Here is a 16,309-nt window from a genome sequence, read left to right on the forward strand (position 1 = left end):
GCGCTGGTTCAGGAGACGGGTCGCTTGAGGTGGTAGCGGTGCACCTCGAAGGTGCTCTCCTGGTTGTTGACGTCCTCGGCGGCCGAGACCAGCTCCCAGCCCTCCGCGCCGACCCGGTTGAGGTGCGCGATCGCGGTGTCCCCGAACGCCGAGACGTCCCGTCTGGAACCGTCGGGGCCGTACCAGATGTAGGTGAGATCCAACCTTCGGCCCTCGCCCACCCGACGCCGGACCAGCAACGCGTACTCCCATTTGACCATCCGTCCATTATGGCCAATATCCGGTGGGTGATCGCCAGCCCACCGCCCGGTGCGTGTGGATGTGCCGGTGCCGGTTCAGCCCGGCGTGAGTGGCATACCGCCGTTTACTTGGACGAACCAGGCCGCGTCGGCGCTGCGATGGCATCGGTGAGCAGTACCGCACAGCCCAGGAACAACCCCTCGGCCCGGCGGGCGGCCAGCAACCCGGCGGCCAGCGGGTCGAGCAGGGTGAGCGAGACAAAGTAGACGGCCAGCCAGGTGGGTGCGTCCGGATAGGGGTGGGTGCCGCCGGTCGCGAGCTGGAACAGGTGCACGACGGTGCCGTACACGAAGACCGCGACAGCGTATCGGACGACAACCGTCACCCAACCCGGCGCGGCCGGCCGCCCACGCGTCTCCATCCCGCAAGTCTGCACCCGACGGTGCGCGCGGTCCGGCTCAGGAGAAGTGGGTCTTCGGGCGGGCGAGCCGTTCGCCGTCGACGACCACGTCCACCTTCTCGTTGTAGAACGCGATCAGACCGGCGATCGGTTCCAGTTGCCGGGTCGGGAAGTCGTACGCCCAGGCCAGGTCCGGGTGCAGCTTGTCGCCGGCCCGCACCGACCAGTAACCGCTGGTCCGACCCTTGTAGGGGCACTGGGTCACGGTGTCGCTGGGCACCAGGTGGGTGAAGTCGACCTCGGTGCGGTTGAGGTAGTACCGGGTCGGCAGGCCGGTCTCGAAGACCAGCACCGGCGCGGACGACTCGGCCAGCACGAGTCCGTCGAGTTCGATCCGTACCCGCCGGGTCGAGCGGAGTGCGTCGACCCGGCTGTACGGGTTGCGCGGGTGGACGAAGACCTCCTCGTCCTCCTCGTACCAGGCGTCGAGCGCCTGCCACTCGAATCGGACCGTCTCCGCCAGGCAGGCGAGGACCTCTCCGGTGTACACCCAGGCGGACTCCGCGCGCGTGGCGTCGCCGACCTTCAGCCCGTGCCGGTGCGCGGTGCCCCGGCGCAGTCGCTGCGGATGCCTCTCGTCCACCAGCACCCCGGGGCGTACGTCGGCCAGGGGGATGTAGTACTGCGGATAGTTCGGCCACTCCCACACGTACAGAGCTCTGGTGGTGTCGAGCACCACCTCACCATCGAGCATCGCCCGGACCCGCCGAGGCACAGGTTCGACGTGGTTGACCGGAACGATCATCTGCGGGTAGTCAGGCACGCTCACCCGTCCAGGTTTGTGCTGGATTGTCTAGCTCAGGATACCCGTACGGCATGCTCTGCTCGCCGGAGTCCAGAGCTTCCTGCGGATGTCGTCGGCGCTCGGGGTTCCACATCGACAGGACCGGCTGCGTTTGGCACAGTGTGAGCGGAAGCTAACGCAACGCGATGGCCTGCTCGGGTGGTCGGAGAGGTTCCCCGACCGCCCGAGGTCGAGCGGCCAGGTTGACGGAGGAGCCGTGCGTCAGACCGCCAGACTGTTTCGCCAGCGCACCGGAACATCCCCGGATGGTGACGACGACACCGACACCGCCGCGACCCTGCCGGAACTGGCCGATCCCGACTGGATGCACCACGGCACCGCGTTCGCGGCGACCAGTTTCTGGGCCGTGGCCCGGCGACTGCCCGCCATCGTCCGGGAGGCGATCGCCCTCGCCTGGGGCGTGAGTCGCCGCGACACGGTGGCCGCGATCGGCCTGAACGTCGCCGCCGGTGTGATGACCACGTTCGGCCTGCTCGCCACCAGCACGGTGCTGACCGAACTCTTCGCCGTCGGCCCGACCCCCGACCGGGTCCGGTCCGCCGCTCCCGCGCTGCTGCTGGCGGCGCTGGCGGTGCTGGCCCGGGGCGGACTCACCATCGCCGCCGGCTGGGCGCAGGCACGGTTGATCCCGCAGATCAACTACGGCGTGGAGTTGCGTCTGTTCGAGGCGACCACCGCCGTCGAACTCGCCGCCTTCGACGACGCCGGATTCGCCGAGGAGATGGACCGCGCCCGGGACCGGGGCATGGGGGAGGCGGCGTCCATCGTCGACGACACGGTCAACCTGATCACCGGTCTGGTGGGGGTCCTCGCCACGGCCGCAGCGGTCACCGTCATCCAGCCGCTGCTCCTGCCCTGTCTGCTCCTCGCGGCGGCGCCGCTGGCCGTCACAGCGGTCCGGATGGCCCGCCGGGAGTATCTCGCCATGCTCGCCCGGCTCACCCGACGGCGGCGGATGTGGATGCTCGCCCACCTGATGGCGAACCGGCACACGGCCGCCGAGGTACGCACCTACCAGATGCGAACCTTCCTGCTGGGCGAGTACCAACGGATCATGCGGATGGAAACCCGAGCACAACTGCGCCTGGTCCGCTCGCAGACGGTGACCCGGCTCGCCGGAGCGTCCGCGGCCGGGCTCGCCACCTTCGCCGTCTATCTCGTGCTCGGTTGGCTGCTCCTGACCGGCATGGTGCCGCTGGCAGCCGCCGCGACCGCGATGCTCGCCCTACAGGCCGCTCGCGGCAGCCTGAGTACGGCCGTCCACGCCACCAACTCGCTCTACGAGGACGCCCTGTACTACCGGGACTTCCAGTCCTTTCTCCACCGCGCCGACGGGCACACCCCGACCGGCGGCGGCGAGCCCGCCCCGGGCTACCAGGAAATCGAGTTCGACCAGGTCAGCCTCTCCTACCCGGATACCGAGAAGCCTGCGGTGGACCAGGTCAGCCTGCGTATCCGCCGGGGCGAGGTGATCGCGCTGGTGGGTGAGAACGGTTCCGGCAAGAGCACCCTCGCCAAGCTCATCGCCGGGCTGTACCAGCCCAGCGGCGGTGTGATCCGGTGGGACGGAGTCGACACCAGCCGGCTCGACCCGGCAAGCCTGAGCGGCCAGGTCGCGGTGATCAGCCAGGACTGGTGGCGGTTCCCGTTCACCGCCGGCCGCAACATCACCATCGGTCGCTACGACCGGAGCAACGGTGACGGCCCCAGCGTGACCGAGGCGGCTGCGGCAGCCGCCGCCCACGACATGATCAGCGGCCTGCCGAGCGGCTACGAGACGTTGCTCAACCGTGAGTTCAAGGACGGCCACGACCTCTCCGGTGGGCAGTGGCAACGACTCGTCGCCGCCCGGGGCCTCTACCGCGACGCCCGCCTGCTGATCTGTGACGAACCCTCCGCCGCCCTCGACGCCCGCGCCGAGCACGCCCTGTTCCAGCAACTGCGGCGCCGGCCCGAACGTACGGTCGTCCTGATCACCCACCGGCTGGCGAACGTACGGCACGCCGACCGGATCTACGTCATGCACCAGGGCCGGATCATCCAGCAGGGCAGTCACGACCGACTCGTCCAGGAAGACGGGCTCTACCAGGAGCTGTTCCACCTCCAGGCGAGCGGCTACCTGGCCTGACCGCACCGCTATTCTCGTTCCGGCCGGTGCCGTCGACGTCCGGCCGCAACGGCAGTGCGGGAGGGACGACGACCATGACAGACGTACGGACCGAGTTCGACGTACCCGCCGAGATGCGCGACGGCGTCGTCCTGCGCGCCGACGTGTTCCGACCCGCCGGGGCGGGACCGTGGCCGGTGCTGCTGGTCCGGACGCCGTACAGCAAGCAGGATCCGGGCATCTTCGCCACGCTCAACCCGCTGGCCGCCGTACGCCGGGGTTATGTCGTCGTGCTCCAGGACACCAGGGGTCGGTACGGGTCCGAAGGGGAGTGGGAACCGCTGCGCCACGAGCAGGCCGACGGATACGACTCCGTACGCTGGGCCGCCGCCCTGCCAGGCGCCAACGGACTCGTCGGCATGTACGGCCCCAGCTACCTCGGCAACGCGCAGTGGATGGCGGCGGCCGGCAAGCCGCCGGAGCTGAAGGCGATCGCTCCCGCGTTCACCTGGTCCGAACCGTTCGACGGGCTGTTCGGCCGGGGCGGCGCGATCGAACTCGGACTCGGCGCCAACTGGTCACTGCAACAGGGCGCCAACCTGATCAGCCGCCGGTTCCACGACGCACCCGACGAGCGCCACCGGCGGCTGGTCGCGCTCGTCGCCGAACTCGACGGGCTCGACACCGGTGCCTACTGGGAACTGCCCGCGGCGGCGTTCCCGGCCTTCGCCCGCCATCAGGTTCCGGACCTGGGCTACCAACGCGCGCTCGCCGACCCGGACGTGGTCGCCGCCTGCCGGGTCGCCGACAAGTACGACCAACTCGACCTCCCCACCCTCAACATCGGCGGCTGGTACGACGTGTTCCTCCAGGGGACCCTGGACAACTTCCGCGCCATGAGTGACGCCGGCCGCCCCGCCCAACTGGTCGTCGGACCCTGGTCACATCGCAGCCAGGGCGGTCACCAGCAGGGCGAACTCAACTTCGGTCTGGCCGCCAACGAGCGCAGCCTCGACCTACGCTCCACCCTGGGCGACATCCAACTCGACTGGTTCGACCGGTGGCTGAAGCCGGCGGCGGACCGCCGAAGGGCACCAGTCGCCCCGGTGCGGCTCTTCCTCACCGGGGTCAACCGCTGGCGGGACGAACCGGCCTGGCCGCTGGCCCGTGCCGTCGACACCCCGATGTACCTCGGCGCCGGCGGGCGGCTCCGCGTCGAACCTCCGGCGCCCGACGAGGAACCGGACACCTTCCGGTACGACCCGGCCGACCCGGTCCGCACGCACGGCGGGCCGATCCTGATGGCGACGGAGTACCCACCGGGCCCGTTCGACCAGGAACGGGTCGAACGCCGGCCGGACGTGCTCGTCTACACCGGTGAGCCGCTCACCGACGACCTGGAGGTGACCGGGCGGGTGCGGATGCGACTGGTCGCCGCCTCCAGCGCCCCGGGCACCGACTGGGTGGCCCGACTCTGCGACGTCGACCCGGCGGGCGTCTCGCGCAACCTCGCCGACGGGATCGTTCGGGTCGGGTGCGAGCCCGGCCAGCCGGTGGAGCACGAGATCGACCTCTGGTCGATCGGGCACGTATTCCGCAGGGGTCACCGGCTCCGGGTCCAGGTCACGTCGAGCAACTTCCCCCGCTGGGACCGCAACCCCAACACCGGGGCGGTGGACGGGACCGGCACCGCGTTCGCCGACCAGACCGTCCACCACGACGCGGCCCGACCGTCGCGGATCATCCTGCCGGTCGTACCCGCCGCACAGCCGGTCCCCGGCGGCACCGGCACTCTCGACTGACGGTTCGTCCGACCACATCCGACCAGGGCCTCGACGTCTCGACCCGCCCGGAGTACGCCCGGATGCCCTCGCTGCTCAGCGCCGACTGGTTCGGCGGCGGCGAGCAGCGAGGGCATCCGTCATCGTGCTGTTGGCGATGGCCCGTCTAGGCCGGGTGGGATTCGACGATGAGGCCGAGACACATCTCGTCGCTGGTGCCCTCACCCCAGACCACGTACCGGGGCGGGAGCGGCTGGAGCGCGGGCAGTTGTCGGCGTAGCCCGGCGTCGTGCGTACAGGTCACCCGGTAGGAGTCACCTGGTTCCACCGTGACCGGTGTCGACAGGGGCCGGATCGCCTGGGCGTCGAAGTCGTACGCGGGAATGTCGAGCAACGTACGCGCCTTCGCGGTGCCTGGGTTCAGTTCCACGCTGATCGAGCGGCCGAGCAGGTGCATGTGCCCGGCGAGCGCGTACAGGGTGGATTTCTCGGTGACCTGGTGGTCACAGTGCTGGGTGATCCCGGCGGTCGGCGCGCGGCCCCCGTTGCAGTACTGGTTCAGCTCGCCGACCGCCTCCTCGGCCTCGGCGCCGAACCGGTGTGCGACGTCGGCGACGGCGGCGGCCCGGTCGCAGAGCGGCCCGGACTCCTCGGCCGCGCAGGGCAGTTCGACCGGCGCGGAGAGCAGTGTGGTGTGCAAGGGGACGAAGTCGGCCCCGCCGTCGCTGAGCCGGAGCCGGATGCCGGACCTGTCGGACCCGACCGCGCCGGCTGGCGCGCCGAGCAGGTTGTAGTGCACCTGCATGACGAGATGGCTGCCGGGCGGCATCTCATAGCCCAGGTTCGGCGCGAGCAGGGTCTCGTTCGCGCCCGGTGCCCAGTGTGCGATCCAGGCCGCGTCGCCGCCGATGCCGCTGTTGCCGAAGCAGGTCCAGCCCGCGCCGGGCGTACGGTCGTCCAGTGCGCGGGCGGCGGTGACCTCGGCCGGTGCGATTCGGAAGAAGATCGCGTGATGGACCAGGTCGACGTTCTGCGGCAGGAACTGGCTGCCGGTCAGGTAAGCCGGGTTGGTGAGCCCCGTGTCGACCAGGAAGCACCGGTACTCGTCGGTGCCACCGTTCGGTGCCGCTGGCGTGTACGGCTGGGGCATGGTCAGGTTGACGAATCGTTCTCCGTCCCGAAGCGGGGCCGGTACGGGTGGATCGGCGCTGCTGTCGTGGCCGCCGTGCCCCGCCCCGCTCGGCGTCGGAGTGCCGGCGCCGGCCGGGCCGCCCCCCGGGCCCAGGCCGCACGCGGTGACGAGGAGGGCGACAGCGGTGAGTACGGCGGCTGTGCGAAGGGACCGCTGGACAGGTCGGACGAGTTCCATGGCTGCCTCCGGTCGGGTGGTGATCCGCTCGGCGAGCCCGAACGGGTCAGGCGCTACTCAATGTGAGCGGATAATGATGCTCTGTGAGCGCTGGCCAGCCTACCGGGGTGGTATTAGCCGTATGCTAGGCGACACCACGGATGTCCTAGATCGGACACTTTGGAGATTAAAGGCGAATTTTCCCCACTTTTGTGGTCACGGCTCGTCGGGGCCCACCGTCGCCACCACCGGTGGTCAGTGGTCAGTGGGGAAGAACCGCTCGCTCCACTCGTTGCGGAACTTGCCGTGCGGGTCGAACTCGTCGCGCAGCAGGACGAAGTCGGACCAGCGGGGATAGCGCCCGCGTACCACCTCGGGGTCGACGCCGTGCAGCTTGCCCCAGTGCGGGCGAGCGGCGAACGGGGCCAGGCGCTCCTCGATCGCGGCCAGCACCGGCGTCACCGCCGCGGTGTCCTTGACCCAGGTGAAGTGCAGAGCCAGGCTGTCGCGCCGGTAGCTCGGGCTCAACCAGAGGTCGTCGGCGGCCACCGTCCGGATCTCGGAGATCTGCAGCACCGGCGCTATCCGGTCCCGGACGGTGGCCAGCGCGTCGAGCGCGTCGCGCGCGTGGACCCGGTCCACGAAGTACTCCGACTGCAGTTCCTCGCCGCTGCTCGGGGTGAACTCCAGCCGGAAATGCGGCAGCCGCGTGTGCCAGGGGCCGGGAACACCGAGCTGCTCGGTGCAGTTGACCGCGGACATCCCCGGTACGGGGTGCAGCGGGTCGGTCGCCAGTGTGGCGCCGAACCAGTCGGGCGCGGCGGGGGACTCGCCGCCGTCGACCCGGAGTTTGCGCCAGACCTGGTTGACCCCGGCGCCGGTCCAGTCGGTGAAGAGGCTGACGCTGTACCCGCCGCCGAGCACATCGTCGAGCCGGTCGCGCAGCCGTGCACCGGGAAGGTCCTGGTAGACGTACTGCCGCAGGTCGTAGCTCGGCTCGATCTCCAGAGTCAGCGCGGTCACCACGCCGAGCGCACCCAGCCCGACGACCATACCGGGAAAACGGTCACCGTCGGTCTCCCGGCTCACCGTGACGAGCCCCCCGTCGGCGGTGACCAACTCCATCGCACAGACCGCGGTGGCCAGGTTGCCGTTGCGTTGGCCGGAGCCGTGAGTCGCGGTGGCACAGGCACCGGCTACCGAGATGTGCGGGAGTGAGCCGAGGTTGTGCAGGGCGTAACCCCGCGCGTGCAGCCGCGCGGCGAGTTCCCCGTACCGAACCCCGGCGCTCACCGTGACGGTCCGGCCGTCCGGGGCGATCTCCACCCGTTCCGGCAGCCCGGCGACCGAGACGAGGTCACCTGACGTGTCCGCGATGTGGTTGAACGAGTGCCCGGTGCCGAGTGCGCGTACCCGCCCGCTGCCGGCGACGAGACGACGCAGCTCGGCGACGGAGGAGGGGCGGTGGAACCCACGGGCTCCGAAGGTGATGTTTCCGGCCCAGTTGGTCCGGGCATCGGTGGCCGGTGCTGGTGTCGGTCCGGTCGCGGACGGGGGTGTCATCTGTGGTCCTGTCTGCTGGCCCTGGTGTCGGCCTCGGGCGGGTTGGCCGGCGCGTGCCGCCACGGGCGGCGGCACACCGTACCAACATTGCCAAGCCGGCGGACCCATGCCAAGGTCGACGGGGACGCCACCGCCGCACCCCCCGACCCACCCCGGGACCGACACTCCTCGAAGAAGGTGATGGTGACGACGCCTTGTGTATACCCGTTCAGCGACCGGCATGATCACGGCCGTGACAAGCCCCGTGTGGCGTTGCGGGACATCTACACCGCTCCGACTGTGGCCGCCGCGGAGGCACGGTTCGAGGCGTTCGCCGCCGAATCCGGCGACTGGGGCCAGCCCGCCACCCAGGCAGCCTGACCCCAACGCCGCGAACGTTCGTGGTCACGGCACTAGTTCCCGTAGGTGATGCTCCATTCCTTGCCGTCGAAGACGGCCTTGGCGCTGGTCATGCCGTCGGGGTACGACACCTGAGCCGGCTGGGTGAGTTCGGAGACGTCCATCACCTCGCTGCTTGCGAAGCTCCCGAAGGCGATCCAGTAGGTGGGTTTGGGGTCGAACTCGACCCCGGCGTTGGTCAGCGTCGGCACGACGAATGTTCCGGCCCCCGACATGCCGATACCCACACTTCCCTGGTCTTCGTTTCCCGGCCCCGGGACGGTGTCGTCCTCCTTGATGATCAGGCTTCCGTTCTTCCCGGAGGAACTGGTCGGCCCGAATTCGAAACCGCCGTCGACGTAGGAGAGGGTGACCAGGTTGTTCTGGGTCAGGTCCGCCGGAAGAATTTGACCTGCCACGAACTGCGTTCCGGGGACGAGCGTTCCAACCTGGCCCCAGACGAAGTTATAGTCGATGCTCCAGTCATATTCGATCGTTGTCGACGGGTGACACATCTTCGACATCCAGGCGAGCGTGACCGCGTCACTCGGAAGTGCGGGGTTTTCCTGGAAGAGGATGGCATTCATACCGTCCAGCGCAGAAGCGTTTGAGATCGTGATGCTGTAGCCGACCGCATCCTTCTCGGACAGGGTGTCGCGGAATGACGCCGCGCGCGATGTCGCCCTTGCCTGGTCGGCGAGGCTTGTGCCGAGCAACGCCGCGCCTAGGCCTGCACCTAGCGCGGCAAGCCCGCCTCGTCGACTGATTCTGATCTCTCTCATCGCTCCTCCTCGCTCGCGCAGAACGCCCCTGCCGGCACCTCACGAATAGGAGAGGTGGCGTCAAGGTTTTGGATCGAATGGATCTTCATTCCGATCAACAAATCCAAGGATGTCAATATGTTATGGAGGAACTCCATGTGAATGCAAGGGCTTCCTCGTGGCGCGATAGGTTCAACTCCCGCTCGACGGACCTTGCCGCATCCAATTAGGCCGGTTTACGAGGTATGCAGCGGAAGGTGCTTCACCTCACGCAGCTCCTTGTCGGCGGAGCAGTACGCCATCGTGGTCGACGCGGAGCAGGCCGAACAGGCGCGTCAGTTGCTCGTCCAACTGAACTGGCGCACCAGCTAGTCCGGCACGGCCGGCTGACCGCGTCCACCCGTACACCCGGGTTTCCTGGGGTCGCGCGACCGCAACGGTCGTGCGACCTCGACCCCTGACAGAGCTGGTCAGACGGGCCGAGGCCACCCTCCGTGGTCAGCCTCCGGCACGGATATTGTCCGCCCCTGATCGTCGTGTTGCGCGCTTCCCGGCGTGTCGGGTGGTTCATAGTGATTCAGGAGATGCCGGAAAAAACACCCCCGACCTTGTGGAAAGGGGACCTCCATGCACGTCCTGATCACGGCGGGGGGCAAACGTACCGAACACTGGACCGAGCTGTTCGCGGCACTCTGCGACCGGCCCGACGTGGCACTCACGGTGCTCGCCGCCGACGTCTCCGCACCCACCCACCGGGCCCTGGACCGGCTGGCCCGGCAACGGCCGAACCTCCGCTACCACCTGGTGCCGCACCTGCTCGGCGAGGACCGCACCGGGCACATGGCCTCGGTGCTGTTCCGGCCCGGCACCGGTCGCCTGCTCGGGGGCCAACGCCCCGACGTCGTACACGTCATCGGCGAGGCCGCCTACCTGACCACCTGGCAGGCGATCCGGATGCGGCAGCGGTACTGGCCCGCCACGCCGATCACGCTTCACGCCGCCCAGAACATCGTGATGCGTTTCCCGGTCCCGTTCCCGCGACTGGAACGGCAGGCGTACGACACTGTCGACCACGCCTTCCCGATCACCCCCGCCGCGCTCGGCGTGCTGCGCGCCAAGGGCTACCAGGGGGCGGCGACCATCGTCCCGCTCGGTGTGGACACCACGCTGTTCCGGCCCCGGCCTGTGTCCCGACCGCAGGGCGGCCGATTCACCGTGGGCTTCGTCGGCCGGCTCGAACCGCACAAGGGCGTACACGACCTGCTCCGGGCGGTCGAGCTGCTCGACTGCGACCTGCTGGCGGTGGGCGGCGGCAGTCTCGCCCCCGAGATCGAACGCCTCGCCGCGAACCGCCCGGGACGGGTGCGTCTGCACGGCTGGACCGACCACGGTGACCTGCCGAAGTTGCTCGCCCGGATGGACGTGCTGGTCCTGCCCTCGATCGAGGTGATCCAGCGCAACCTGGTCCGGTGGATCGGCATTCCGCTGCGGGAGCAGTTCGGCCGGGTACTGGTGGAGGCGATGGCCTGCGGGGTGCCGGTCGTCGGCAGCGACGTGGGCGAGATTCCGTACGTGCTTGGCACGGCGGGCCTGACCTACCCGGCCGGTGACGTACTGGCCCTGGTGGACCGGTTGGCTCGGCTGCGGGACAACCCCGACTTCGCCCGCCGCCTGGCCAGTCAGGGCGTCTCCCGGGCCACCACCGAGTTCAGCTGGACCGGGGTGGCCGACAGCATGTGCCGCGTCTGGCGGCAGCTCACCGGGACCTGCGGGCCGAGTAGCCAGGAGCAGCCGGCTGACAACGCGGCGGGGACGGCGGTGAACGGAAACCACTAGGGCGTCGCCGGGAGGTGGGCGGTGAGCTGGGCGGCGAGGTCGTCGACAGTGGTCAGGGCGTGGCCACCGGCGGCGATGTCGAGTTCGACGTCGTACTCGGTCTCGATCGCGTCGATCAGCCGGAGTAGCCCCAGTGAGTCCACGCCGAGGGCGACCAGCGAGGCGGTGGCCTCCAGCGCGTCGTCCGCCGCGACCGCCCCGTCGGTGACCTCGTGCACCAGTTCGGCCAGCCGTCGCCGCAGGTCGTCGTCGGCGTTCATCGCCCACCTCCCGAATCTCGTACGAACTCCGCGATCTCCGCGATCGTCGGGGTGTCGAAGAAGACCTCCAGCGGCACCTCCACCCCCAGGTGCTGGTGGATCCGGCCGCTGATCCGGGTGATGGTGAGCGAGTGACCGCCGAGGTCGAAGAGGTCCTCGTCCAGACCGATGTCGCTGATCTGGAGCACGTCCTGCCAGATCGACCGGATCCGTCGCACCACCTCGTCGTCCTCGGCGACGGGCGTCGTCGGCGGGCCGGGGACGAGCGCCCGGTCCGGTGGTGGGTCGGGCAGGGCCGCCCGGTCCAGTTTGCCGTTCGGGGTGAGTGGCAGCCGGTCCAGGAAGACCCAGGTGTTCGGCAGCATCACGGCGGGCAGACTCCGTGCCAGATGGGTACGGAGCGCGCCGGGCTCAGGTGCTGGGCCGGCCGGTACGACGTACCCGATCAACGTGGCCTCGGTCGCGTCACCGCGCAACACGACCGCTGCGGCGACCACGGCCGGATGTGCCGTCAACTCGGCCTCGATCTCGCCGATCTCCACCCGGTGCCCCCGGATCTTGACCTGCTGGTCGGTCCGGCCGATGAAGTCGAGCCGGCCGTCGGGCAACCGCCGGACCAGGTCCCCGGTGCGGTAGAGCCGTCCCGCCGTCCCGCCCGACGCGGCGGGCACGAACGGATCGGGTACGAACCGTTCCTCCGTCAGCTCCGGCTGGCGCAGGTAGCCGGCGGCCACCCCCCGACCACCGAGGTACAGCTCGCCCGGCACGCCCACCGGCACCGGTCGCATCCGGTCATCCAGCACGTACGCGCGCGTGTTCGGCAACGGCCGTCCGATCGTCACCTGTTGCGCCCCTTCGGGCAGGTCGGCGGCGGTCGCCCAGATGGTCGCCTCGGTCGGCCCGTACGCGTTGACCAGGCGGGCCACCCGGGACCGCAGTTCCCGGGCCAACGGCAGCGGCAGCGCCTCGCCCCCGGCGAGCGCCACGATCCCGCCGCCTTCCGGCTCGCTGGCGTCTGGCCCGCCGCTTTCCGGCTCGCCGCTTTCCGGCTCGCCGCTTTCCGGCCCGCCGGTATCCGGCCCGCCGGTATCCGGCTCGCCGAAGCCCGCGTCGAGCAGGATCCGCCAGCCTGACGGAGTTGCCTGGACATGGGTGACCCGCTGCTCCCGGACCAGCCGGCACACCGCCGGCCCATCGGCCGCGTGGGTGCCGGAGGCGACCACCAGACGGCCGCCGGTGACCAGCGGCAGGAAGACTTCGAGCCCGGAGATGTCGAAGGAGAGCGAGGTCAGCCCGAGCCACCGGTGCGCCGGCCCGGCGGCGAGCAGGTCGCCGAGGCCGAACAGCAGGTTCGCCAGCGCGCCGTGGCGCACCATGACGCCCTTCGGTCGGCCGGTCGAGCCGGAGGTGTAGATCACGTAGGCGAGATCGTCGGGGCCGACCGGCGCCGCCTGCCCCGCGACCTGGTCGTCCGGTTCGGTGCCGGCGTCCAGGTCGTCCACGACGAACACCGGAGCCCGTGGGTCGAGTCGGGCGGCGACCGCCGCGGTCGTGACGACCAACGCGGGATCGGCGTCGTCGAGCAGCATCGCCTGCCGCGAGGGCGGATAGGCGGGGTCGACCGGCACGTACGCGGCGCCGAGCCGCAGCACGGCCAGCAGCGCCGCGACCGCCTGCCAGGACCGGTCCAGGGCGATCGCGACGAGCGAACCCGCTCCGACGCCCCGCTCGCGCAGCCGCCCCGCGAGCCGTCCGCTCACCGCGTCCAGCTCCGCGTACGTCAGCCGCCGGTCGGTGTCGACGACGGCGACCGCCTCCGGGCGACGGCGTACCCGGGCGGCGAAGAGGTCGGGAACGGTGGCCCCGACGGGATAGTCGCGGGCGGTGGCGTTCCCGCCGTCGACCAGCTCGGCCCACTCGTCCGGCGGCAGCAGCGGCAGCGTCACCATCGGATGGTCGGGGTCGTCGACCACCGCCGCCAGCACCGTGCGCAGGTGCGCGCCGATCCGGTCCACCGCCGCGCCGTCGATCGCGGCGGGGCTGTGTTGCAGGCTCACGGTGACCGCGTCCGGACCGTCGACGACCTGCACGTGCAGCGCGTTGCGGGCGGTCCCGTTGAACAGGCTCCAGACGACCTCGGTGGTCGCACCGGCGAACTCCGGCGCGGCAGCCCGGCGACGGTAGCCGACCGAGACCGGGGTCAGCGCGGGCGCCGGACGCAGCCCGCTCACCGCCCGAGCGAGCGGTACGTGCCGGAACCGGTACGCCTCCCGCAGGCCGGCCCGGACCGCGCGTGCGTAGTCACGGAAGGAGCCGGACGGGTCCGGCGGGTACGTCGACGGGGCCGGTGGGTAGATCGGCAGTTCGTTGACGAAGAGGCCGACCCGGTCGGCACTGCGGGCGGTACGGGTGGACATGCCCACGCCCACCGGCACATCCTGGTTGCCGTAGCGGGCGAGCAGGGTGTGCACCACGGCGAGCAGCAGTTCGAAGCGGGTCACGCCGATCTCCCGGGTGACCCGGTCGAGGCCGTGCACGAGTGCGGGAGCGAGCGTGAACTCCCTGCTCTGCCCGGGCTCGGCCGAGGTCGGCACCCGGATCAGGCCGGGCAGGACCACCCCGCCCGGCGGTGACCAGCGGGCGCCCCAGAACCGCCGGGCCGGCTCCAGTTCGGCGGTGACCCGCTCCTGCTCGGCCGCCGCGTCCCCGGCGTACGAGTCGGCGGCCGGCCCCAGGTCGACCGGCCGTCCGGCCACCGCCGCCTCGTACGCGGTCGCCAGGTCGGCGAGGAGTACGTCCTTGGACATGCCGTCGAAGACCAGGTGGTGTGCGGTGACCAGGAGCAGGCCCCGGGTCGGCGCGGTCAGCAGGGTGAACCGGGCCAGCGGCCCCCGGCGCAGGTCGAACGGTCGGGTCAGCTCCGTACGAAGCCGTTCGTCGGTCAGTTCCGCGTGCAGCAGCGAGATCTTCTCGGTAGCGGGAACCAGGGCGGGGACGCCGTCCGGGTCGGGCTCCACCGCCGTACTCAGCACCTCGTGCCGGTCGATCACGGCCGTGCACGCCTCGGCCAGGGCGGACCGGTCGAGATCGGCGCCGAACCGGATCCCGAGCGCCAGTTGGTACGTGCCGCCCGCGACGCCGGCCTGCTCGGTGAACCAGACGGCGTGTTGGGCGTACGTCGTCGCGGTGTTCTTCACGGGCCCTCCGGAAGCTGGGTGTGCGCGAGTTGGCTGACCAGTTGACGTTTCAGGACCTTGCCGGCCTCGTTGCGGGGCAGTTGGTCGACCACCAGCACCCGGGTCGGGAGTTGGTAGTCGGCGAGCCGGCCGGTGAGGAAGGACCGCAGCGCGGGCAGCGCGAGTTCTGCCTCCGGGGTGTCCGGGTGCGGCACGACCACCGCGGCGACGGTGCTGCCGAGCACCGGGTGGGGCACTCCGACGACGGCCGTCTCGGCGATTCGGGGGTGTTCGTAGAGGGCCGCCTCGATCTCCAGTGTGGATATCTTGAAAGCCCCGGACTTGACCACGTCCTCGTGCCGGTCGGCGAGGTAGAGGTAGCCCTCGGCGTCCATTCGACCGACGTCACCCATCCGTACCCATTCGCCGTGGAAGGTGGACTGGCTGGCCGGCTCGTCCCGGTAGTAGGCGCGCGGGTGGCGGCAGCGCAGCCAGACCTGCCCGGTGGCGCCGTCGGGCAGCGCCCGCCCCTGGTCGTCGGCGATCATCAGGGCGCCGGAGGTGGCCCGGCCGACGGCGTCGGGGCGGGCCGGGTCGAAGAGCATCGTGGTCTGAGCGGGCGCCGCCTCGGTCGACGTGTAGTAGTTGACGATCGCCGCGTTCGGGAAGGTGGCGGCGAGCCGGGCGGCGACAGCGGGTGCCAGCGGGGCGGCCGTCGACCCGATCAACTGCACCCGGGACAGGTCCCGACCGCGCAGCGCGCCGGAGTTCAGCAGTTCGATCGCCATCGACGGCACCACGAAGACCGTGCCGGTGCCGTGCGCCTCGATCAGGCGGGCGAACCGGGCCGGGGTGAACTGCGGCAGGGTCAGTGCGGTGGGGCGGGCGGTGAGCGCGTTGAAGAGCATTGTCTGGGCGGCGTTGGTGCCGATCGCGAACGCGTGCAGGAAGCGCTCCGAGTGGCCCAGCGCCAGCCGGCGTGGGTGCGTGGGCGCCCCGGCGGTCAGGTTCGCGTGGGTCGCGCCGACGCCCTTGGGTCGACCGGTCGTGCCGGAGGTGTAGAGGATCTGGGCCAGATCCTCGGGACGGACCACGGCGCGCGGAGCGGTGCCGGCCGATCCGCCACCGGCGGCGACGAGGTCGGTCACGGTTGCCGCCGGTACGGGCCAGCCCGGCGCCGGTCCGGTACCGGCCTCGGTGCCGTGGACCAACATCGTGGCCGCACAGTGCGCCAGCGCCTGCCGTACCTGGGTGGTGGCGAGCCGGTCGGAGAGCGGCACGGCCACCCCGCCCGCCCGCTGCACCCCGCAGTACGCGACCGCGAAGTCGACCCAGCCGGCGGCGCCGAAGAGCAGTCCGACCCGTTCGCCGGCACGCAGGCCGCGCGCGTGCAGCGCGGCGGCCAGCGCCGTCGCACCCGCCTCCCACTCGGCGAAGGTCAGCGACGCGACCCGGTGCACCTCGATCGCCACCCGGTCCGGGTGGGCCGCCGCCCGCCAGCCCAGCAGCTCCGGTACGGTCCGCGCGACGGCTCCCCGCCCGCCCCGGCCGCCGGCAGCGACTCCCGTCCCGCCGGCCACCTCAGCTCCCGTCC

13 protein-coding genes are annotated in these 16,309 nt (G+C 70.8%); 4 read left to right on the forward strand and 9 right to left on the reverse strand.

Features of this window, described 5'->3' with window-relative positions; genetic code table 11:
- Positions 1-8 precede the first annotated feature (8 nt).
- From ACIBF5_RS11845 to ACIBF5_RS11855, 3 genes are all read right to left on the reverse strand, one after another.
- A complete protein-coding gene (locus ACIBF5_RS11845) occupies positions 9-260 on the reverse strand; it encodes a hypothetical protein (protein WP_121153997.1) in 252 nt (83 codons plus the stop codon).
- 104 nt (positions 261-364) lie between these two features.
- Positions 365-661, reverse strand: coding sequence for a hypothetical protein (locus ACIBF5_RS11850; protein WP_396810675.1), 297 nt, complete (start codon positions 659-661; stop codon positions 365-367).
- 37 nt (positions 662-698) lie between these two features.
- Positions 699-1,469 (reverse strand): DUF427 domain-containing protein, encoded by a 771-nt coding sequence (locus ACIBF5_RS11855; protein ID WP_396810677.1) that lies wholly within the window; start codon positions 1,467-1,469, stop codon positions 699-701.
- A gap of 232 nt (positions 1,470-1,701) precedes the next feature.
- On the opposite strand from ACIBF5_RS11855, the gene ACIBF5_RS11860 reads away from it, so the two are divergent.
- Together ACIBF5_RS11860 and ACIBF5_RS11865 are read left to right on the forward strand one after the other, a co-directional pair.
- Positions 1,702-3,633, forward strand: coding sequence for an ABC transporter ATP-binding protein (locus ACIBF5_RS11860; RefSeq protein ID WP_396810679.1), 1,932 nt, complete (start codon positions 1,702-1,704; stop codon positions 3,631-3,633).
- 74 nt (positions 3,634-3,707) lie between these two features.
- The gene (locus ACIBF5_RS11865) at positions 3,708-5,414 is read left to right on the forward strand and encodes a CocE/NonD family hydrolase (RefSeq protein WP_396810681.1); all 1,707 of its coding nucleotides are present in this window, start codon (positions 3,708-3,710) and stop codon (positions 5,412-5,414) included.
- A 145-nt stretch (positions 5,415-5,559) separates the two neighbouring features.
- Here the strand turns inward: ACIBF5_RS11865 and ACIBF5_RS11870 are convergent, their stop codons facing one another.
- Both ACIBF5_RS11870 and ACIBF5_RS11875 read right to left on the reverse strand, forming a co-directional pair.
- Complete coding sequence (locus ACIBF5_RS11870) at positions 5,560-6,762, reverse strand: monooxygenase (protein ID WP_396810682.1); 1,203 nt, start codon at positions 6,760-6,762, stop codon at positions 5,560-5,562.
- A 234-nt stretch (positions 6,763-6,996) separates the two neighbouring features.
- Complete coding sequence (locus ACIBF5_RS11875; protein WP_396810684.1) at positions 6,997-8,304, reverse strand: D-arabinono-1,4-lactone oxidase; 1,308 nt, start codon at positions 8,302-8,304, stop codon at positions 6,997-6,999.
- Between the two features lie 87 nt (positions 8,305-8,391).
- On the opposite strand from ACIBF5_RS11875, the gene ACIBF5_RS11880 reads away from it, so the two are divergent.
- On the forward strand, positions 8,392-8,664 hold the full coding sequence (locus ACIBF5_RS11880) for a hypothetical protein (RefSeq protein ID WP_396810686.1): 273 nt from the start codon (positions 8,392-8,394) through the stop codon (positions 8,662-8,664).
- Between the two features lie 32 nt (positions 8,665-8,696).
- On the opposite strand, the gene ACIBF5_RS11885 is transcribed toward ACIBF5_RS11880, so the two are convergent.
- Entirely contained in the window at positions 8,697-9,464 is a 768-nt protein-coding gene (locus ACIBF5_RS11885) for a hypothetical protein (RefSeq protein WP_396810688.1), read from the reverse strand.
- A 606-nt stretch (positions 9,465-10,070) separates the two neighbouring features.
- On the opposite strand from ACIBF5_RS11885, the gene ACIBF5_RS11890 reads away from it, so the two are divergent.
- Positions 10,071-11,279 carry a glycosyltransferase family 4 protein gene (locus ACIBF5_RS11890; protein WP_396810690.1) on the forward strand — a complete coding sequence of 403 codons (1,209 nt, stop codon included), beginning with the start codon at positions 10,071-10,073 and terminating at the stop codon, positions 11,277-11,279.
- Here ACIBF5_RS11890 and ACIBF5_RS11895 read toward each other — a convergent pair.
- Genes ACIBF5_RS11895 through ACIBF5_RS11905 form a run of 3 tightly spaced genes read right to left on the reverse strand, consistent with a single transcriptional unit; the run spans position 11,276 to position 16,295 of the window.
- Entirely contained in the window at positions 11,276-11,539 is a 264-nt protein-coding gene (locus ACIBF5_RS11895; RefSeq protein ID WP_396810692.1) for an acyl carrier protein, read from the reverse strand. The genes ACIBF5_RS11890 and ACIBF5_RS11895 overlap by 4 nt on opposite strands.
- Entirely contained in the window at positions 11,536-14,736 is a 3,201-nt protein-coding gene (locus ACIBF5_RS11900; RefSeq protein ID WP_396810694.1) for an AMP-binding protein, read from the reverse strand. Before ACIBF5_RS11900 ends, ACIBF5_RS11895 begins: the two co-directional genes overlap by 4 nt.
- Positions 14,733-16,295: a class I adenylate-forming enzyme family protein gene (locus ACIBF5_RS11905; protein ID WP_396810696.1), complete on the reverse strand. Its 1,563-nt coding sequence runs from the start codon at positions 16,293-16,295 to the stop codon at positions 14,733-14,735. The genes ACIBF5_RS11900 and ACIBF5_RS11905 overlap by 4 nt, the downstream gene beginning before the upstream one ends.
- Between the last annotated feature and the right edge of the window lie 14 nt (positions 16,296-16,309).

Source organism: Micromonospora sp. NPDC050417, assembly GCF_044458865.1.
Taxonomy (GTDB): domain Bacteria; phylum Actinomycetota; class Actinomycetes; order Mycobacteriales; family Micromonosporaceae; genus Micromonospora_G.